The following is an 18,914-nucleotide window of genomic DNA, read 5'->3' on the forward strand; positions in this document are numbered from 1 at the left end:
TTAACTGAATTGATAGCCGCAAACACGCACCCTGCGCCCAAACAATCCCTACGCCCAAAACCCATCCTAACCCTCCAGCAAACCCCGCACCTCCTCAATCCCAATCCTCAAAATATCAGCCACAGCAACGAAAATCTCCTCATCAAACCGGGTTCGTAGCGATCGTGAATTGGGATTCTTAGTTATTTTAATAAGATTATTTCAATTTGATCAGGTTAACGGTAAATGAATAATTTGGTTTTCATATTCATTGTCAAAAGAGCCTTTAGCAATTACAATTAATTCTAACAAATTATCACCAACACTTAAATCTTGATTGAGAATAAAAATTCCAGGAACATGACGATTTTGCCTGAAGTGAGCTATTAAATGAACGGGCATAGAGGCACGATTATTTGTCACTAAAATAAAACCCATTACCTCACACCAAATCAAAATTTCTGGATCTAATGTACCTAATTTTGGTGTATCTGGTTCACCAACTACTCGAACAATGATTTCTGGTTCTCGGCGACGCAATTGTTGAGGATACACCGAATTAACATTTTCATCAATTAAATATTTCAGTGTCATTAGCTTTCTGCTTGGCTGTTATTTCAGCTTTCAATTTTCTCAGTCGTTCAACCACAGGCGGAGGATTTTTTCGCTGTTCTTCTCGCATTTTTCGCCCCCATTCTAGCCAGTCGGCGATATATTGGCTCACTTTTTCTTTTTCATGAAGATAATAAAGAATCGTCGCATATACCTGTTCGAGGGTTAAAGACGGATAAGTATTGGCAATTTCTTCGGGAGTTCTCGCTTGGTAAATAAAATCGTATAAAATGGTTTCAATACCGATGCGGGTTTCTTTTAGTCGGATATCGTTAGGGGCAAGAAAATTAAAATAGTCTTCGAGTTGCATGAGTTATCCTAATTGAAGATTCAAACTTAACTTTATTTTTTAAGTAAAATTGTTATCTTAATTATACTTGATCGTTGCCGAATAGTGCGATCACATTGGGTTCTTAATTATTGACCTCTCCCCTGAACCCTATCCTACAAGGAAAGGGGAGAGAATTTAGCGAAGAGAGCTTCGACTACAAACTGGGTTTGTTGTCAAGGCTCTCGCCCGAACAAGTTTAACCTGTTTTCTTTAGATAGTGAGGAGCTAAATGGACATAACCCTATTGCCCAAATTGGGTAACTTATCTAGAATAAGTATATGAAGAGAGGAGGAGACGTGATGGAGTATCAGAATTTTTCGCTCATTAAAGAAGATATTCAGGCTGATGCTTGCGGACGGATTAGCCTTGGGACTGAATGTAGCAACCGTCACTATCGAATACTGATGAATGCAAGCGGGGAGCTTCTTTTGGTTCCCATGGTGGCGATTCTGGGGGGAGAACTATGGGCTTTTCAGAATCCTAGGGTCCGCGAGTCGCTCAAACGGGGACTCGCAGAAGCCCGCACAGGAAATTTCGCTGAAGAAACAGTCGATTTAGGCGCTATGCTTAAGTTAGCTGAATCTATTCCTGATGAAGTCGAGGAGTAAATGAGTTTCTCTAGCGACTAAAAACGCTATACTCTTAGTAAATTGTCAGCAGATTATGAATAAATCAGTTGAATTAATTTAAATATCGAGGAAGCTAGAAAGAATATGAAAGTTTTTATTAGTCATGCCTTTACTGAGGCTAAGTTAGCTAAGAGAGTTGCTGATTCTCTCAAAGAAGATGGCTTTCAAGTTTGGGATGCTGCTGAAATGTTACCCGGGGAAAACTGGGCTAATAACATAGGTAAAGCCTTACAAGAATCTGAAGCAATGATAGTCTTATTAACACCAGAATCACTGAAGCCTTTTAATGTTGTTTCTGATATTAGTTATGCAATTGGAGAAGAAAAGTATCAAGGTCGTATCATTCCTGTTATTGTCTCTTCCTCAGATAATTCAAACCTAGAACATATTCCTTGGATTCTCAAAAAATTTCCAATGATTTTCGTCCCTAATCTTGAACAAGACAATCAAGAATTGAAAGAAATTACACAGGCACTTAAAAATACGACAAGCTCCGACGGACTGACTCATGAGATACACCACTTTTAGATTTGGCTTGTCTCATCCCAAGCTATGCTTTGTCTAATTTTAACTATAGGTATGAGATGATTCCCCAAGAAGCTTTTCTTTCCCATTCTAGCAAAAATCGAGAGTTTGTCTCTCATTTGGCCAATGAATTACGCCGTCATGGAGTTCCCGTTTGGTATAGTGAAACTAATATTTTAGGCGCACAGCAATGGCATGATGAAATTGGGAAAGCTTTGAGGCGATGTGATTGGTTTATTATCGTTCTCTCTCCTGATGCGGTCGATTCTATGTGGGTAAAGCGAGAACTAATTTTTACTTTACAGGATCAGCGTTTTGAAGATAAAATTTTGCCAATTCTCTATCAACCTTGTGAATATACAAAACTTTCTTGGGTCTTACCTAGCTTCCAAATTATTAATTTTAATGATAATTTTGAAGAAGGATGCCGAGATTTGCTTCGTGTCTTTGGCTTGGGTTATATCTATATTTAGTAGTAGTTTGTAGCGTAACAAACCAATTTTATGAAGATGGTGCGTTAGGGTTCAATGATAATTTAATCATTAAAACAATATCACCTGTTTTCATGGTTGATAAGTAGTCGTGCAAAATTAATTTCCTAGTGAAGATAGGCAAGAGGCAAGAGGTGGTTAGATATGTGTAATTAATTTTGCTTAGGTACTTATTCTGGTTTCATGGTTTTATTATTGATAATGTTTACTTTCGTTTTTATCCGTAAAAGTCCTCATTTAGAATCTGTTCAGGTGTGAAAGGACAAGCGAGGGGATACTCACTTTCTTGGGGAATACGAATACCAAATTGAGCGCGTTTACCCTGTTTGATGGCGACTTTACGAGCGCTGGAATAGGCTTGTGTGATGGAGATTAAGAGATAAGATTTAAGAGAGGGAGTCTTAAGTAAATCATCTTGAACGCGCTGGCGATGCTCATCTACTGAATTATACCAACTTGCTTTCATTGTCTCAGGAGCATCATGCTGTATCTTTAATTTGAGTAAGTGAATCAACAAGACCATTAAGTTGCTCTCTAAGGCGCGTTTCTCTGACTTACCCAAATCTTTTAACTCCTCAATTAAGTTTTCTATATCCAGTTGTTCAAACTGTCGATTCTGTAATTGATGAATAGTTTGCTCAATCCACAACTGAAGATCTTGTTCGTAAAGTGTTGTGGGATTTTCTTGAATGTCCGATTGTTTTAATAAGTTCATTTGGCTTTCATTAAGTTAACGGTAGATGAATAATTTGGTCTTTATATTTATTATTATACTTGATCTTTACCAGATAGTGTGATCGCATTGGGTTCTTAATTATTGACCTCTCCCCTGGCCTTTCTCCTACAAGGAAAGGGGAGAGAATTTAGCGAAGGGAGCGCAACAACAAACTAGGTTCGTTATTCCCCCCTTATCAAGGGGGGCAGGGGGGATCGAACCTAAAATCCATTTTTAATTTAATTATAACCAGCTACTTACGTTAACTGAATTGATAGCCGCAAACACGCAGCCTACGCCCAAAACCCATTCTAACCCTCCAGCAAACCCCGCACCTCCTCAACCCCAATCCCCAAAATATCAGCCGCAGCAACGAAAATCTCCTCATCTTGCGTTTGCCGATAAAGAGCAACAAGACGAGGCAAAGAAAAGGTTTGTACGCTGTAACCATCGTTAAATTCTGCCCAAATTTGTAAGGCTTGCAGGTAATAACTTTTGGCTTGGCTCAATTCCCCAACTCCTTCCGCTACGATTCCCAACTCGTGCAGGGTGCTGGCTTGCCCGTAGCGATCCCCATATTCAATGCAGATCCCAATAGCTTGCTGGTAGTAGCTTCGGGCTTGCTCCCATTCCCTCAATTCTTGCGCTACGATTCCCAAATGGTGCAGGGTTCCGGCTTGCCCGTAGCGATCCCCATATTCAATGAAGATCTCAATAGCTTGCTGGTAGTAGCTTCGGGCTTGCTCCCATTCCCTCAATTCTTGCGCTACGATTCCCAACTGCTGCAGGGTGCGGGCTTGAGAGAAGCGATCCCCATATTCAATGAAGATCTCAAGAGCTTGCTGGTAGTAGCTTCGGGCTTGCTCCCATTCCCTCAATTGTCGCGCTACTATTCCCAACCCGTGCAGGGTGCTGGCTTGAGAGAAGCGATCCCCATATTCAATGTAGATCTCAAGAGCTTGCTGGTAGTAGCTTCGGGCTTGCTCCCATTCCCTCAATTGTTGCGCTACGATTCCCAACTGGTGCAGGGGTCTGGTTTGGGAGTAGCGATCCCCATATTCAATGCAGATCCCAATAGCTTGCTGGTAGTAGCTTCGGGCTTGCTCCCATTCCCTCAATTGTTGCGCTACTATTCCCAACCCGTGCAGGGTGCTGGCTTGAGAGAAGCGATCCCCATATTCAATCTTGATCTCAAGAGCTTGCTGGTAGTAGCTTCGGGCTTGCTCCCATTCCCTCAATTCTTGCGCTACCATTCCCAAATTGTGATAGGCATTTCCCAATGAATAGGCTTTTCGTTGCTCGTCCACCCCTTGGAGATTTTGAGTTAATTCAATGACTTTTAGATAAGTCTGTTTCGCTTGTTCATAGTTTTTTGTATCTTTATAGGCGATATAGGCGATGGCGAGACTGCCCAAAGCACCAACAATGTTACTACCGATTATCCCAGTTTTAATCTGCTCAGGATAACTTTGACAAGCTTGACAAACACTCTCGCATAGTTTCAGTCTGCTACTAACATCATTGGTAACAGAAAAATAGTTATTTAAGCAAAAGAAGATCCCAATATTTTCCTGCTTTTTCAAACAAATCTGCAACGCATTAAACAGATTTTCATACTCCCAGCGACAGAACAATATCCCTAACTGCTTCTCTTGCGGATTTTTGGAATTTAGTAAGTTACTATAATTACCTGCCAAGTCTCGGTAATGATTCTTAAAACCCTCCCAAATTGCTGCTTGTGTCTCTGGTGCTAATTCCTTTAACTTCGTCTTCAGGAAGTAGGGAAAAATGGGCTGGATAGTCAATAAACTCGGCATTTCTTCACTCATCGGCGAAAGCAAACCCCAATGAATCGCTTCTTCTATCGCTGCATCAAATTGGTCAAACTGATAGCCTTGTAAAGGTTCTAATTGCTGTAGTTGGTGGCTATATTGAGGAATAAAATTTGTACAAATAAACCCACTAAAAGGCGCTAAACAGAGTAACAACTTCTGCGCCTCCTCCGACAAATTACTGTGGGAATATTCCACACACTTGATGATATTATTAGTCTTATCTTCATCCCCCACATCAGCTAATTCCGCCAACTGTAACCCTTGCCAAATCTCCTCCGGTGACTGTCGCTTCAGATTCGCTAATACCACTTCCATCGCCAACGGATATCCCGCCAACAACTTCATCAAACGTTTAAAATAATCATCCTTTTTAATCGCATTTTTCCGACTCTTCGCCTGACGTTCTAAAATTCTCTCCGCTAATTCAGTTCTCGACTCTTGGTCTAATCCTTGTAAGTGATAGATATTCTCCTTAAAAGTCCTGCGTTGCAGCCAAGTTTCCTCACTGCGAGAACCCAAAATAACCTTCGTCTTTCCCCCGACCAAATTCTTGAGAAATTCGGCGATTTCTTCCCTCTCATTCTCCGGTAAAGTATTCTGAATTGCTAACGGTTGTCCCGTCACCGACTCCAGATTATCTAAAATGAGAATATACGCCTCACTGCGGAGTTTTTGCTCTAGTTTCTTTACTCGCGCTTTCAGGTTCATCTTTTGGAAACTCGCCTGTTCAAAGCGATTATAAATTCCCTGACCAATTTCATGGACAATCTGTTCTAACGTCCAAGCTTTTATATCATAACCAAAATAGAAAATATGGGTCGCCCAGTTGGTTTTCTGCCACCATTCTCGTAGATAATTGAGTAAGGTAGTTTTTCCTGTCCCTCCCATTCCTTTGAGTAAAAGGATATTATGTTTCAGCAGCGCCTTTTCCATCTTGAGAATTTCTAAATCCCTGCCGACAAAGCCGTATTCTGGTAAAGGAAAGACATATTGATTGCCGATATGTTCCCAGTATTTTTCTTCCTCTTCTGGAGTAAATGGACGCAAATTGAGATTAATTTTACCGCGACAATAAATCACCGGTAATAACCAATCTTCCAAATCTATTATCGTATTATAATAGGCGCGGCGTTGCTTATTATTGAATAACTCTAACCGTCCTTTTCGCATCGCTTCCGTTAGGTCTTTTCCGTTCAATAATTGCTGATAAATTGGTTTCATCATCAACTTAGCTGCAGAAACCGTCACCGAATATCCCATCGCCACCACTGCTTGCATTCCCGCAGTCATCAAACGACTTCCTAAACTGGTTTCCCGATAGTCTTCTGATTCCTGGGAAATTTGCTTTGCTGACTGACAAGCATTGAGAATACAAATAGGGATATTTTTCCCAGTGAGTAAATTCGCTAATTCCGTCGCTTCTACCGGAGTTGCTTGACCTTTTTCTTCTCCTTCCAGAAACAGAAAAGCTTTTACTCCCTCATATTCTGCTAAATCCTCCAGTCCCCATCCCCTTTGATAGCGCCAAGAATCCCCGTGAACCTGTCTTTGGTACTGTTCATATTCCATTAATCCGCCATGAACATCGAAATGAATAACATGATAGTATCCTTCTCCCTTCTCATCCAGATGTCTGGTTAGTGATTCATAAGTTCCGGGACGCAATATATCAATTTTTACCGGTATTTCACTACTATTTACCAGTTCTACTAAAGGACGGGAAATCGTGCGATAGTTAACATCAGATTCCTCATTAGGACGCGCAATCACCACCAGAAGATTGATAGTAGGATAAGTGGCCATTTGCACCGGGACAACTGTAGCCCCTCGACGCTGGCGGGAGATGATACAATCTATAGAAAAGGGACGCGGTAAATCAGGATCTTTCAGCGCTTCCCAATGTAAAGCTTGAAATTCTGGCGACTGACTTTCGATGATAATTTGCAGTTGACTTAACTGCTTTCGCAAGTCTCGATATTCCCCATAAGCATTTAAATTACTCTGGAAAACCTGTTTAAATAGGTTTTCGCCATAGTTTTGGACACTGTTGGCGGCTTTTTGCGCCTTATCCGTCCCTAGCGTCGGAAATACTAACCATTCCTCAAAGTACCATTCTAGGTCTTTTTCTTCTTGGTTAGTAAAGGGGTCAGTAACCGTAATTGGGTAGCTGTTACCGCTATCAAAATTGAGAGTAGCAGTAAAGCCACCATCGTTAATTCCTTCTTCGCGGATGGTGAGGACTGGCATAGAGATAAGTTGAGAATTGTTCTATTACAACTCTTCAGCAGTTTAACGGTATTATACTGGAAAAAACCTATTGCTTTGAGCCTATGGATGTTCGAGCGGCAGTTGCCCTAGAAGCGGGAAAACCCCTAACTATTGAAACGGTACAATTAGCAGCACCGCAAGCGGGGGAAGTGTTAGTAGAAATCAAAGCCACGGGAGTTTGTCACACCGATGCCTATACTCTCTCTGGGGCCGATCCTGAAGGCTTATTTCCCTCAATTTTAGGCCACGAAGGGGCCGGAATCGTGGTAGAAGTGGGAGAAGGTGTCACTAGCCTAAAAGTGGGGGATCATGTTATTCCCCTATACATTCCCGAATGTCGTCAGTGCGAATACTGTCTCAGCTTTAAAACCAATCTCTGTCAAGCAATTCGTCTTACCCAAGGTCGGGGAGTAATGCCAGATGGAACCAGTCGTTTTTCCCTCGATGGTCAGCCTCTTTATCACTACATGGGAACCTCGACTTTTGCTAACTATACCGTGCTGCCGGAGATTTCCCTAGCTAAGATTCGCCCCGATGCTCCCTTTGAAAAAGTCTGTTATATCGGCTGCGGAGTCACTACAGGTATCGGTGCGGTGATTAATACCGCTAAAGTGGAACCGGGGGCAAAAGTGGTGGTTTTTGGTCTGGGAGGTATCGGTTTAAATGTTATTCAAGGGGCCCGCTTAGTGGGGGCCGATATGATTGTCGGGGTCGATATCAATCCCCAGAAACAAGCTTTAGCGACCAAATTCGGGATGACTCATTTTGTTAATCCCCAAGAAATCGAGGGGGATTTAGTGGCCTATCTGGTGGATTTAACTAAGGGTGGGGCCGATTATAGTTTTGAGTGTATCGGCAATGTCCAGATTATGCGTCAAGCTTTGGAATGTTGCCATAAGGGTTGGGGTGTTGCCACTATTATCGGTGTAGCTGGGGCCGGCCAAGAAATTAGTACCCGTCCTTTTCAATTAGTCACCGGACGCGTCTGGAAAGGTACGGCTTTTGGTGGAGCGAGAGGACGTACAGATGTACCAAAAATAGTCGATTGGTACATGGAGGGCAAGATTAACATTGATGATTTAATCACCCACGTTCTACCTCTGGCAAGGATTAACGAGGCTTTTGACCTGATGCGCCAAGGGGATTCTATCCGCAGTGTGATTACATTTTGAACAGGGATAATGTTAAATTGGGTTAAGAAATACTTGACAAACTTTTAACTATATGTATGCGCCAGTTTCCAGGCTCTCTTTAACTTACTATAGAAGCGCTCAATCTTTGTGTCCTCTGTGTCTGGAGTGGTTCCTTCCACTCCCAGTATTTACTCCGATTTTGTTAAGATATATTGCGGATACCCTGAACTTTAGTAAACAGAGGAGCTAAATCACCTAGTATTGCGTCCTTTTCAGTAAGCAGTAAACAGTGAAAAGACAGTGGCAAACTACTATTTAATACTGCTCACTTAATACATACTACTCACTTAGAACTCAAATCTGATAACTGATAACTGATGACTGATAACTGATAACTGCCCTAATAACTTTTAAATTTTTAACTTTAAGCAAATGCGTAATAGCGGACTCCTATCAAAAACCAAAGTCAAACTGAAACGGAAAAAAACGCTCACCTCGCCGACGCGGCCAGCGCCGAATAAATTACAGAATAAAATCAAAGATAAAGAGCGTCTAGTCGGTCGTCAGCGTCAGTCATGGCTAATTATGGGCTTAATTAGCCTTGTCCTGCTAGGAGGAGTCGGCTCACGATTGGCCTATTTACAACTGCAGCAAGGACAAATTAACCGAGAAAGGGCAGAAAATAACCGGATTCGCATTCTTCCCAAACCCCCAGTCCGGGGCAACTTATTCGATCGCAATGGCAAAGTTTTGGCTACGGCCCGCTTAACCCATGCGGCCTATATTTGGCCCAAATCCCAGCGTAATCCCGCTCAAAAACTCAATCTTGACCGTTTAGCCAGTATTTTAGGCATTCCCAAAAGCGACCTAGAAAAACGCATTAACGAAGCGGACGAAAACCCCTCCACCCTGATCCGCATCGCTAGGGGTTTAACTCCGGCTCAAATTATCGCCCTAGAGGAATACAAAGACGAATTAACCGGCATTGAAGTGGACGTGGAATCAGTGCGCTACTATCCCAATGGTAAAGTCGGGGCGCATATTCTCGGTTATACGGGGGAACTAACCCCGGAGGAATATCAAGCCAAAAGACCCCAGGGCTACCGATTGGGAGATGTCCTCGGTAAAATGGGTGTGGAAGCCGCCTACGAGTCAAAATTGCGGGGAGAATGGGGAGGAATGCAGTTAGAGGTCAACGGATCGGGACAAGTAATCCAAATTCTCGGCCAAAAAATTGCTAAACCGGGGCAAGATGTCACCCTGACACTAGATTTAAAACTCCAAAAAGCCGCCGAGGCCGCTTTAGGAAAACGCAAAGGTGCGATCGTGGCGATCGATCCCCGGGATGGTTCCGTGCGGGCCATGGTCAGTTATCCTAGTTTTGATCCCAATGTTTTCTCAGCCCCAATTACCACCGCCACTTGGAAAAAACTACAAGCGGAGGGCAACCCGTTTGTTAACCGCGCTCTGCAAGGATTCCCCCCCGCTTCCACCTTTAAAGTCGTCACTGCCACTGCTGGCATGGAATCGGGTAAATTTCCCCCCAATACGGTCTTAAATACCTTTGCTGCCCTTTATGTGGGGGGGACAGCTTTTGGGGAATGGAATCACGCCGGTTTTGGTCCGATCGGTTTTGTCCGGGCCATGGCCATGAGTAGTAACACTTTTCATGGTCAAATAGGTCGCGGGGTGGGGGGACCGGCTTTAATTGCCATGGCTCGGCGCTACGGTTTCGGTCAGAAAACCGGGATAGAATTAGCGGAAGAAACTCCGGGGTTAATTGCCGATCGCGATTGGAAACTGCGTAATTTTAAAAACTGGGATTGGTCCGTAGGGGATACGATTAATATGTCGATCGGTCAAGGATTTACCCTGGCGACTCCCCTACAGGTAGCTGTGATGTTTGCTGTCCCCGCTAACGGCGGTTTTTTGGTGAAACCGCACCTTTTACAGGATGCCCGGGATGTTAAGGAATGGCGCAAGTCTTTGAACATGAAACCTAGCACCCTAGACACCCTGAGAAAGTCCCTGAGAGCCGTGGTAGCGGAAGGAACGGGGCGGGCCCTATCAGACCCCGCTTTACCGCCTGTAGCGGGCAAAAGCGGCACGGCAGAAGCACCTCCAGGCAAGTCCCACGCTTGGTTTGGAGCTTTCGCCCCTTTTGATAAGCCCGAAATTGTCGTGGTCGCCTTTGCGGAACATTCCGGCGGTGGTGGTGGTAAAGTGGCCGCACCTATGGTACGTCAGGTAATGGAGGCTTATTTTAATGTGAAGCCGAAAGAAGAAAAACCCCGGCCGAAGCCTTAGAGACCTGTGGCGGTAAGCGGCACACAGCGCACGGTAATTCCCGTGGCCGTGGCGATTTTTTCCGCCCAAATCGCCAATATTTCAGCGTTTACGGGTTTGAGAATTTGCATTCCGTCGCCCGCGCTGAGGGGATTATTACCACGGGTTTCTAATTGTCTTTGTCTTGCCCGGGGACGGGTCGGGGTGTTAAGTTGAATTTCATCCGGTTGTAGCTGTTGCATCAAATCGATGTATCGGTCTTGATCTTGGGGCGACCAAGAGGCCAGTAGCATGGTTTGAATTGCTAGTTTTCCCGACCATTCTTGGCGAAATTGTCTTAATCCCCACCAAAGCTCCTGCCAATCCAGACCGGAGACCGGACGGTTAACCCGTCGCCATTGGGCCTCGGAAACAGCATCGATTTTAGCGGCGACGATATCAGCTTTGCTCAAGTCTTGACGCACTTGGGCATCTCCCAAGAGGGTACTATTGGTTAAGACCGCCACCGGCCGCTCGGTTATTTCCTTGACGGTGGCCAGTATTTCCCCTAAATTGAGGGCGAGGGTAGGTTCCCCGCTACCACTGAGAGTGACGATATCCACGTCCCAGGGGGCAAAGGCACTTAAATCCCTGCTAATTTGTTCGCTGGTGATAAAAATTCTTCGTTGCTCGGTTTTTTGCTCAATTTCTCCTAACTGACAGTAGGCACAGTTAAAGGAACAGGTGGAAACTAAACCAATCGGATCAATGCCCAGAGAGCTGCCGAAACGCCAAGAGGCAACCGGACCATATACGGAGCAGAAATAATCTTGGCGAGCAGTCATCGAAAATACCGAAAGAAGACGGAGAGGGAGGGATTCGAACCCTCGGTACGGTCTTACGATTCGTACAACAGATTAGCAATCTGCCGCATTCGACCACTCTGCCACCTCTCCAAGATGACATTATTTTAGTCTAACATGAAAGGCCGATTTTTGGCAAGTAATTTTTGGGCAGTTAATCCCCTAAACGACCATCCTCCATATTGACAATGCGATCGGCGATGTCGAAAATCCGGTTATCGTGGGTGACAAGTAAAATCGTGCAACCTTGTTCTTTTGCCAATTTCTGCATGATTTCCACCACATTGCGCCCGGATTGTTTATCTAAGGCCGCGGTCGGTTCATCAGCGAGGACTAATTTGGGATGACTGACGAGGGCGCGAGCGATCGCAACCCGTTGTTTTTGTCCCCCAGACAAATTTTCTGGGTAATAATCGACTCGGTTTCCTAAGCCAACTGTTTCTAAGATCGCTTGTGCTTTGATGTCTAAATCTTCCTGAAGAAATTCTTCATGAAGTTCCAGAGATAAGCGAACATTTTGTTTAGCAGTCAGAAAACTCATTAAATTATGTGCTTGAAAAATATAGCCAAGTTGTTTACGAAGCTGGGTTAATTGGTTTTTGCTTGCTCCATATATTTGTTGTCCCAAAATTTTGAGACTCCCTTCTTGAGCGGAACGTAACCCCCCCATCAGAGTTAGTAGGGTAGTTTTGCCGGAGCCAGAAGGACCTGTTAAGATGACAATTTCTCCTAGATTAATATTAAGATTAATATCAAATAATACCTGTTTACGCAGTTTTCCTTCACCAAAATAGTGGTTAAGAGAATTGATAGATATAACAGGTTCTAATGAAGTTACAGATTCAATTTGCAGCATTTCCATAGTTGTAACTATCCTCGAAACTAAAAAATATCAGCCGGGTCAGCAGAACGCAGTTTATTCATGGCGATCACCCCAGAAACAGCACACATAGTAATTGTCAATATTAATACCATGACAGCACGACTAACCTTCATCATAATTGGTAATTGAGTAGCACTATAACCAAGTTGATACAGTCCGATCGAAAAGAAAAAACCTGGAATATAACCTAAAATAGCTAATAATAATGAAGCCTGTATTAAGACACCGAGTAAGTAGCCATCACTGTAGCCCATAGCTTTCATAGTAGCATATTCTGGTAGGTGATCTGATACATCAGCATAAAGAATCTGATAAACAATTACAATACCAACAATAAACCCTACCATTACCCCTAAACCAAAAACAAAACCAATCCCTTGAGCTTCCCAGTAATTAATCTCATTTTGAGCTAATTGAGCCGGAGTAAACACTTTCACATCTTTGGGTAAATTAGCTGTCAATTGTTCCTGAATTTTTTCAACAGAAGCTCCTGATTTTAACCTAATCAAACCCATAGATATTCTATCAGGTTTATTATCAGGAAAGAGGTTAAGAAAAGTCGAATCGCTGGTAATGACATTCCCATCAGTTACAAAAGAAGCTCCTATATTAAATAAACCTATCAAATCTACTGTTTTATCATTCATCTGGATTTCTACATTTCCTTGCTGTTTGAATGAATCAGTCATTGGTCCGTATTCTGGTCGAGATCCTTGATCAAATAGGATTCGGTTGAGTTGGTTTAACTGTGATTGATGTGACTTAATTTCTGTAGGGAGAAAAGGTGGATTAACAGGATCAATTCCCCAAACTAAAATATTGCGATTGATTTGAGTTTCAGGATTGCGCCACTGAGCAAACCCTATATAGATAGGTAAAACTGATTCTACCTGTTCATAAGCGAGGGTTTGAAATAATCGTTCTCTCGGAAATTGTTTAACCAAGTATAGGGTTTGAAACTGAGAGTTTACTAAGACTAGATCCGCTTGTAAAAGTTGATGAGATTTCGCAGCACCATCAAACAAAGCATCTAACATTCCCAATTGGAAAAACATAAGAATATCAGCAAAGGCAATTCCAGCGATCGCAACGCTAAGACGAATTTTTTCTTTCATTAGCTGAAGTAAAGCTAGGGGGGTTTTACGGAACAGTTTCTTGGGCATATACTGGCTCAATATTAAGGGTTTAAGAATTAGGATTGTCAACTTGTATTTCCACTTGTACTTGCAAATTAGTTAAGCTGGCTACCCGTTGACTATCTTGAGAATTGAGACGAATTTTGACTTCTATGACTCGGCGATCTAGGTTTTCTCCCGGTTGACTACTAAAGACATTTTGCCGATTTACTTGTAAACCAATTTGAGAGACAGTACCCTTTAATTTACCCGAAAAAGCTTGGCTAGTAATGACAGCTTGTTGTCCCAGTTTCACTTGATCAATATCAGTTTGATACACCTCTGCCACAGCCACCATATCATTTGTTTGTGCTAGTTCTAGCAAACCAGAATCACCAATTTTTTCGCCAACTCGCGTATGAATTTTGAGAATTTGTCCGTTAATAGGACTCTTGATATAAACTTGATTTAAGTTCGTTTGTGCTTGTTGTAAATTAGCCACAGCATTATCAACTTCTGCTTGCGCTATTTGTAGATCAACTGGACGAACTTCAGCCACTTGATTAAGGGTAGCTTTTGCTTGTTGAATTTGCTGTATTCCTGTTGCCTTAGTACGCTCTAAGTTAGCTTGAGCTTCGGCGATCTGTTCTTGATAAGTGGTAATAATACGTTGTAGATCTGCTTGCGCTTCTTTGAGACTTTCTTGCAGGGTTTTTTGATTGAGACACTTACTATCATAATCAGAACTAGATACGACTCCATCTTGATATAACATCTGATAACGTTGACATTCAGTTTTAGCATTTTCTAGTTCTGCTTGTAAACGGGCAATTGTCGCTTTTTGTGTGGCTTTTTCTCCCTGTAACTGTGCTTGTAGTTTGGCTATAGTTGCCTTTTGCTCTCTAGTTTGTCCCTCTAAATCAGCTTTAGCCTTTTCTACCGTCGCTTTTTGAGCATTAATCTCTCCAACCTTTGCCCCTGCTTTAACTTGAGCTAGACGCGCTTGAACTACTTTTAACTGTTCTTGATTTTGTTTAACTACTGATTGTAAGCGGTTACGGGAATCTAAAATTGCTATTATTTGTCCAACTGATACTTTCGACCCTTCTTTAACTAATAATTGTTCTACACGATCGCCATCTAAAGGCAAAGGAACATCAAGACGGATAACCTCACTTTCGGGTTCTAATCTTCCCAAAGCAGCTACTTTTGTAATAGGGAGTATTGTTGCTTTTGATTCAGAGGGATGTGAATTATTCCATCTGAGAGGCAAAACTTGATAAACTATACCCACACTGGTGATAGTCGTAGTAATAACAGCGATAGCTAAAATCCAGTGCCAAGAAGGAAAAGATTTTGAGCATAAATTAAGTTTCATAGCTATTTCTTTTGTCGTTATTCACTGACCGTGAGCGACGATTTAAAAAAGGACGTTCAAAGAACCGAAAAAAGATTAAGGAAAACCCAATAATCAGGGGTGGAGCAATTACCAATAGCCCGAAAAATTCTGAAGCCTTATCCAATCCTAATGGATGGAGAAAATACTGCCAAATCAGTTGTAAAAGAGGGGCATGAATTAAATACAGAATATAGGAAAAAGTTCCCGCAAAAACAAGAGGTTTGAAACAGAGTATATCTTTGATAAAATTTGGTTTCAGACTTGCTCCTGCAACCAGTATAGATAGAGTAGCAAACGCACATAAGTTATCCAAAAATGCTAAGTTTTGTTCAACTTTATCAAATCCCCACAAATAACACAAGCCGATAATTAATAATCCACAAATTACGGCGATAATTTGACTAGAAAAATACTCACGTATTTTGATCCATAAACTGTCTTGAGAAAACACAAGAGTTGCAGCTAAGACTCCTAAAGTAAAATCGAAAAATAAACCGATATATTGGGGAGGCACATCTTCGACATGAGCCGCCTCAAGAAGTAAGATAATTGTGTAGGATAAAAAACCTACAGCAATTGTTGTTCCCAAACTTCCCAAGCGTTGCCAACTAAGGATAATTAGGGGAAAACAAAGATAAAGTTGCCAAATTACAGCTAAAGACCAAAACACATAATTAACTTGGACAGGGGCAATAAAATCTTGAAGCATTAACAAATCGGCAATTACTCCTAATCGAGTCACGGGAATACTAATATCCCATTGAGAGCCGGTTTTTGTCCCGATAAAAATATCGATCAGGAATAGAGAAAATAAAAGGGCAAAATAATAAGGTGGTAAAATCCTGTGGGAACGCTTTTTGAGAAATTCCACCGTTCCTCCCGGCAAAGTTCCATCTCCTTGAATAACAGGTAACATTAGGCAAAATCCAGAAAGGAGAATAAAAATAACAACAGCAAAATGTCCATAGTACAGCCAACTGGTTAGAAACAATATTAATCCTGTTGGACGTTCATAATACCCTAAAGGTTCTGCATCTGCTGGCCAAATTTGATACCATATATGGCTTACTAAGACAAATAAAGCAGCTAGACCTCGTAGTCCGTACAAAAAATTAGAGTATTGTTTAGGTAATACCTGTTTATTTAGAGGATAGTTATCATTGTTTTTTCCCATTTTACATACATCCCTTAATTAATGTTTAATGAAGTTTCATATTAAGGTTTAAACCAACTACTCCGATAATAATCCAAATAATTGACACAATTTTTAGAGGACTTAGATTTTCTTTAAAGATCAAAAATCCTAACACTGCAACTAGAGCCGTTCCCAGTCCTGACCACACAGCATAAGCAATATTCAAATTAATACCTCTCAGGGCGACTGTAAAGATAGACAAACTGGCAACATAACAGACTAAAATTAGGGCAGATGGTAGAAGATTAGTGAATCCATTCGATAATTTCATGCAGGTTGTCCCTGCTGTTTCAAATAAAATAGCAATGATCAGATAATACCAACTTATCATAAGTTAAAATCTCCTGGGCAAAAAGCTAAAAAAAGCCAGATATTGATGCTATATCTATCCGGCTAGGTTGATTTAATTCTTGAGAGCTAATAAGGCACAGAAATCATGTTTGACTAAAACAGGATTTTGAGACTCAAATCGCTGTTCAGCATACTGAATAAAAGTCTGAAAAACTTCAGATACTAAATCCGGTCGTAACGCATTGATAAAACCGGCTGATGCTCCAGATTTCAACATATAATCAGCTACTTGCTCTCCATTAGTACAAGGAATTATAACTTCTCCATTCCATGCCTCTTGTTGCTCAAGATTATTCTTACAAAAAGCCTTAATCAAGTAATCTTTATCCTTAGGAAGATGAAGATCGATATTCTTGGTCATAGCTTGGGGATAATCCATCAAAACTTGGGTAAAAAGATCGGAAACGTCTTTGAGAGAACAAGCCCGATTTTCAATGATTCCTAAAAAACCTCCCGGTTTTAATACTCTTTCTATCTCTTTACTCAACTTAGAATGATTCATGTAACAAATTCCCCATCCACAAACTAAACCATCAAAAGATCCACTAGACAGATTGGCTAAAAATGCCAGAGCATCTGATTGAATAAAATCAATGTTAGTGAGATTCTTATTCAATGCTTTCTCTTTATTTTTTTGAAGCATTCCAGTAGAAAGATCAACCGCCGTAATTTTACCTTCTTGACCAACTTTTGTAGCTAATTTGCTCGTAAAAAACCCTGTTCCACAAGCTAAATCAAGAATACATTGTCCTTCTTTAACAGGTAATTTTTTCCATAGTTCTAAAGCACTACTACCAAGATATTGAGAGTAGTAATCATCGTAAGAAATAGCTGCCTTGTCATAATCAGCAGTCTGATTAGATTTAACTTGGCTAAGTTTGACTTTAGCAACTTGATAGAAAAGTCTTGGCATTTTTAAAAGCGCAGTCATTTTTTTACCTCTGAATTGAGAAAACTAAGATATTTAGATTAAGCAGAAATCACAACCTATAAACTGTTGTGAATTTTTTTTAATTCATCAGCAACCGTTTCAACCGTAAAACGAATTTCTTCCTCACTATGAGTACAACTCATAAAAAACCGCAATCTTGCTGTTTGTTCTGAGACAGCCGGATAAATCACCGGTTGAACATTAATACCACGATAGAAAAGAGCTTGAGACAGTTGAATACATTGCAAAGAATTGCCAACAATCACGGGAATAACAGCAGAATCATCGCTTAATCCTGTATTAAGTCCCCTTTCTTTGGCTAACTGGAGAAACAGTTTTGCCCGTTGATGCAAACGTTCTACACGCTCAGGTTCTACATTTAATAATCGAATGGCAGCTAAGGCAGCAGCGGCATTAGGCGGGGAAATGCCAACACTATAGACAAAACCGGGAGCAGTATATTTGAGATACTCAATCAAAGCATGGTTGCCGGCAATATATCCACCACAACTAGCGAAAGATTTACTTAAAGTTCCCATCCATAAATCTACATCTGTAGGGTTAACTCCGAAATATTCTCCAATACCATGTCCTGACTTTCCAAGTACACCAATAGAGTGAGCTTCATCAATCATTAAAGCCGTCTTATAACGTTTCTTAAGTTCAATAAACTTAGGTAAGTTGGCAATATCACCATCCATGCTATAGACTCCTTCAATGATAATCAAAGCTTTTTCATAGCTGGAACGTTTGTCTTTAAGAATTTGTTCGAGAGCTTGCCCATCATTGTGAGCAAAAGAGAACAAATTTGCTCCTGAATAAAGACAACCCTGAACAACGCTATTGTGACTCAGTGCGTCATAAACAATCAGATCATTGCGTCCGAAAAGATGACTAATAGTAATAACATTAGTAGAGTGTCCTCCCACATAAACGATCGCATCTTCTACTCCCAGTAAATTAGCAATTTCCTGTTCTAATTCTCGGTGGATGGGTTTTTCCCCTGATGCTACACGACTAGCTGAAACAGAAGTTCCATAACGATCAATAGCATCTTTGGCTGCTTGAGAAACCTTGGGATCTCCTGACATTCCCAGATAGTTATAGGTTGAATAATTAATCAATTCTTGCTCACCAATTTGAGTAATATTGCGAGCTACTCCTTGATGAATTTTGAAGTAAGGGTTTTGTAAACCAATTGCTTCAAGTTGCATCAATTGCTGCTTCATTTGCTGGTAAGCTGGCTGTTGATCAAAGTTAGAAAAATCAACTAAAGTAACTGGGGCTGAATTAGCTTTTTCCTTTTGTTGTCGCAATTTTTCAATGAGTTGAAGTTTTTGCTGAGAGGAAAGATTAGCTAGAGTTTGGCTAGTATTAGTCATTTTCGAATCTC

17 protein-coding genes and 1 tRNA gene are annotated in these 18,914 nt (G+C 41.4%); 5 read left to right on the plus strand and 13 right to left on the minus strand.

The window, feature by feature from the left end; genetic code table 11:
* Window positions 1–210: 210 nt before the first annotated feature.
* Window positions 211–573, minus strand: a complete 363-nt coding sequence (locus IM500_RS01620) for a DUF5615 family PIN-like protein (protein ID WP_002798845.1) — start codon at window positions 571–573, stop codon at window positions 211–213.
* On the minus strand, window positions 551–901 hold the full coding sequence (locus IM500_RS01625; RefSeq protein WP_272081756.1) for a DUF433 domain-containing protein: 351 nt from the start codon (window positions 899–901) through the stop codon (window positions 551–553). Before IM500_RS01625 ends, IM500_RS01620 begins: the two co-directional genes overlap by 23 nt.
* A gap of 321 nt (window positions 902–1,222) precedes the next feature.
* Between IM500_RS01625 and IM500_RS01630 the strand changes: the two genes are divergently transcribed.
* From IM500_RS01630 to IM500_RS01640, 3 genes are all read left to right on the plus strand, one after another.
* Window positions 1,223–1,531: a hypothetical protein gene (locus tag IM500_RS01630; RefSeq protein ID WP_002798843.1), complete on the plus strand. Its 309-nt coding sequence runs from the start codon at window positions 1,223–1,225 to the stop codon at window positions 1,529–1,531.
* A 105-nt stretch (window positions 1,532–1,636) separates the two neighbouring features.
* Complete coding sequence (locus IM500_RS01635) at window positions 1,637–2,080, plus strand: toll/interleukin-1 receptor domain-containing protein (protein ID WP_002735722.1); 444 nt, start codon at window positions 1,637–1,639, stop codon at window positions 2,078–2,080.
* 56 nt (window positions 2,081–2,136) lie between these two features.
* Window positions 2,137–2,550, plus strand: coding sequence for a toll/interleukin-1 receptor domain-containing protein (locus IM500_RS01640; RefSeq protein ID WP_002745372.1), 414 nt, complete (start codon window positions 2,137–2,139; stop codon window positions 2,548–2,550).
* Window positions 2,551–2,785: 235 nt separating this feature from the next.
* On the opposite strand, the gene IM500_RS01645 is transcribed toward IM500_RS01640, so the two are convergent.
* Window positions 2,786–3,283 carry a DUF29 domain-containing protein gene (locus IM500_RS01645; RefSeq protein WP_002798842.1) on the minus strand — a complete coding sequence of 166 codons (498 nt, stop codon included), beginning with the start codon at window positions 3,281–3,283 and terminating at the stop codon, window positions 2,786–2,788.
* Between the two features lie 311 nt (window positions 3,284–3,594).
* A complete protein-coding gene (locus IM500_RS01650; RefSeq protein WP_287737502.1) occupies window positions 3,595–7,365 on the minus strand; it encodes a tetratricopeptide repeat protein in 3,771 nt (1,256 codons plus the stop codon).
* Between the two features lie 83 nt (window positions 7,366–7,448).
* Between IM500_RS01650 and IM500_RS01655 the strand changes: the two genes are divergently transcribed.
* Window positions 7,449–8,558 (plus strand): S-(hydroxymethyl)glutathione dehydrogenase/class III alcohol dehydrogenase, encoded by a 1,110-nt coding sequence (locus IM500_RS01655; protein WP_287737504.1) that lies wholly within the window; start codon window positions 7,449–7,451, stop codon window positions 8,556–8,558.
* A gap of 393 nt (window positions 8,559–8,951) precedes the next feature.
* The gene (gene mrdA, locus IM500_RS01660) at window positions 8,952–10,826 is read left to right on the plus strand and encodes a penicillin-binding protein 2 (protein WP_190720849.1); all 1,875 of its coding nucleotides are present in this window, start codon (window positions 8,952–8,954) and stop codon (window positions 10,824–10,826) included.
* Here the strand turns inward: mrdA and IM500_RS01665 are convergent.
* From IM500_RS01665 to IM500_RS01705, 9 genes are all read right to left on the minus strand, one after another.
* Entirely contained in the window at window positions 10,823–11,629 is an 807-nt protein-coding gene (locus IM500_RS01665) for a radical SAM protein (RefSeq protein ID WP_287737506.1), read from the minus strand. The two genes, mrdA and IM500_RS01665, sit on opposite strands and share 4 nt — an antisense overlap.
* A gap of 19 nt (window positions 11,630–11,648) precedes the next feature.
* Window positions 11,649–11,740, minus strand: a tRNA-Ser gene (locus tag IM500_RS01670).
* A 61-nt stretch (window positions 11,741–11,801) separates the two neighbouring features.
* A complete protein-coding gene (locus IM500_RS01675; RefSeq protein ID WP_002775594.1) occupies window positions 11,802–12,509 on the minus strand; it encodes a DevA family ABC transporter ATP-binding protein in 708 nt (235 codons plus the stop codon).
* A gap of 20 nt (window positions 12,510–12,529) precedes the next feature.
* Window positions 12,530–13,693 carry an ABC transporter permease DevC gene (gene devC / locus IM500_RS01680; RefSeq protein ID WP_287737507.1) on the minus strand — a complete coding sequence of 388 codons (1,164 nt, stop codon included), beginning with the start codon at window positions 13,691–13,693 and terminating at the stop codon, window positions 12,530–12,532.
* 22 nt (window positions 13,694–13,715) lie between these two features.
* The gene (locus tag IM500_RS01685; protein WP_287737508.1) at window positions 13,716–15,023 is read right to left on the minus strand and encodes an ABC exporter membrane fusion protein; all 1,308 of its coding nucleotides are present in this window, start codon (window positions 15,021–15,023) and stop codon (window positions 13,716–13,718) included.
* Window positions 15,013–16,218: an acyltransferase family protein gene (locus IM500_RS01690; protein WP_287737509.1), complete on the minus strand. Its 1,206-nt coding sequence runs from the start codon at window positions 16,216–16,218 to the stop codon at window positions 15,013–15,015. Before IM500_RS01690 ends, IM500_RS01685 begins: the two co-directional genes overlap by 11 nt.
* A gap of 25 nt (window positions 16,219–16,243) precedes the next feature.
* Window positions 16,244–16,570: a DMT family transporter gene (locus IM500_RS01695; protein WP_002798831.1), complete on the minus strand. Its 327-nt coding sequence runs from the start codon at window positions 16,568–16,570 to the stop codon at window positions 16,244–16,246.
* A 72-nt stretch (window positions 16,571–16,642) separates the two neighbouring features.
* Window positions 16,643–17,521 carry a class I SAM-dependent methyltransferase gene (locus IM500_RS01700; RefSeq protein ID WP_190720836.1) on the minus strand — a complete coding sequence of 293 codons (879 nt, stop codon included), beginning with the start codon at window positions 17,519–17,521 and terminating at the stop codon, window positions 16,643–16,645.
* A 56-nt stretch (window positions 17,522–17,577) separates the two neighbouring features.
* Window positions 17,578–18,903, minus strand: coding sequence for an aminotransferase class I/II-fold pyridoxal phosphate-dependent enzyme (locus tag IM500_RS01705; RefSeq protein ID WP_287737510.1), 1,326 nt, complete (start codon window positions 18,901–18,903; stop codon window positions 17,578–17,580).
* Window positions 18,904–18,914 lie beyond the last annotated feature (11 nt).

It is taken from the genome of Microcystis sp. M179S2, from assembly GCF_020245805.1.
Lineage (GTDB): Bacteria > Cyanobacteriota > Cyanobacteriia > Cyanobacteriales > Microcystaceae > Microcystis > Microcystis aeruginosa.

Bases quoted from the DNA above. Each gene is read 5' to 3' on its own strand.
- IM500_RS01705 (WP_287737510.1), bottom strand. From the start codon at position 18,903: ATGACTAATACTAGCCAAACTCTAGCTAATCTTTCCTCTCAGCAAAAA.
- IM500_RS01675 (WP_002775594.1), bottom strand. From the start codon at position 12,509: ATGGAAATGCTGCAAATTGAATCTGTAACTTCATTAGAACCTGTTATA.
- IM500_RS01630 (WP_002798843.1), top strand. From the start codon at position 1,223: ATGGAGTATCAGAATTTTTCGCTCATTAAAGAAGATATTCAGGCTGAT.
- devC (WP_287737507.1), bottom strand. From the start codon at position 13,693: ATGCCCAAGAAACTGTTCCGTAAAACCCCCCTAGCTTTACTTCAGCTA.
- IM500_RS01695 (WP_002798831.1), bottom strand. From the start codon at position 16,570: ATGATAAGTTGGTATTATCTGATCATTGCTATTTTATTTGAAACAGCA.
- IM500_RS01700 (WP_190720836.1), bottom strand. From the start codon at position 17,521: ATGACTGCGCTTTTAAAAATGCCAAGACTTTTCTATCAAGTTGCTAAA.
- IM500_RS01650 (WP_287737502.1), bottom strand. From the start codon at position 7,365: ATGCCAGTCCTCACCATCCGCGAAGAAGGAATTAACGATGGTGGCTTT.
- IM500_RS01655 (WP_287737504.1), top strand. From the start codon at position 7,449: ATGGATGTTCGAGCGGCAGTTGCCCTAGAAGCGGGAAAACCCCTAACT.
- IM500_RS01635 (WP_002735722.1), top strand. From the start codon at position 1,637: ATGAAAGTTTTTATTAGTCATGCCTTTACTGAGGCTAAGTTAGCTAAG.
- IM500_RS01640 (WP_002745372.1), top strand. From the start codon at position 2,137: ATGATTCCCCAAGAAGCTTTTCTTTCCCATTCTAGCAAAAATCGAGAG.
- mrdA (WP_190720849.1), top strand. From the start codon at position 8,952: ATGCGTAATAGCGGACTCCTATCAAAAACCAAAGTCAAACTGAAACGG.
- IM500_RS01645 (WP_002798842.1), bottom strand. From the start codon at position 3,283: ATGAACTTATTAAAACAATCGGACATTCAAGAAAATCCCACAACACTT.
- IM500_RS01620 (WP_002798845.1), bottom strand. From the start codon at position 573: ATGACACTGAAATATTTAATTGATGAAAATGTTAATTCGGTGTATCCT.
- IM500_RS01625 (WP_272081756.1), bottom strand. From the start codon at position 901: ATGCAACTCGAAGACTATTTTAATTTTCTTGCCCCTAACGATATCCGA.
- IM500_RS01665 (WP_287737506.1), bottom strand. From the start codon at position 11,629: ATGACTGCTCGCCAAGATTATTTCTGCTCCGTATATGGTCCGGTTGCC.
- IM500_RS01690 (WP_287737509.1), bottom strand. From the start codon at position 16,218: ATGGGAAAAAACAATGATAACTATCCTCTAAATAAACAGGTATTACCT.
- IM500_RS01685 (WP_287737508.1), bottom strand. From the start codon at position 15,023: ATGAAACTTAATTTATGCTCAAAATCTTTTCCTTCTTGGCACTGGATT.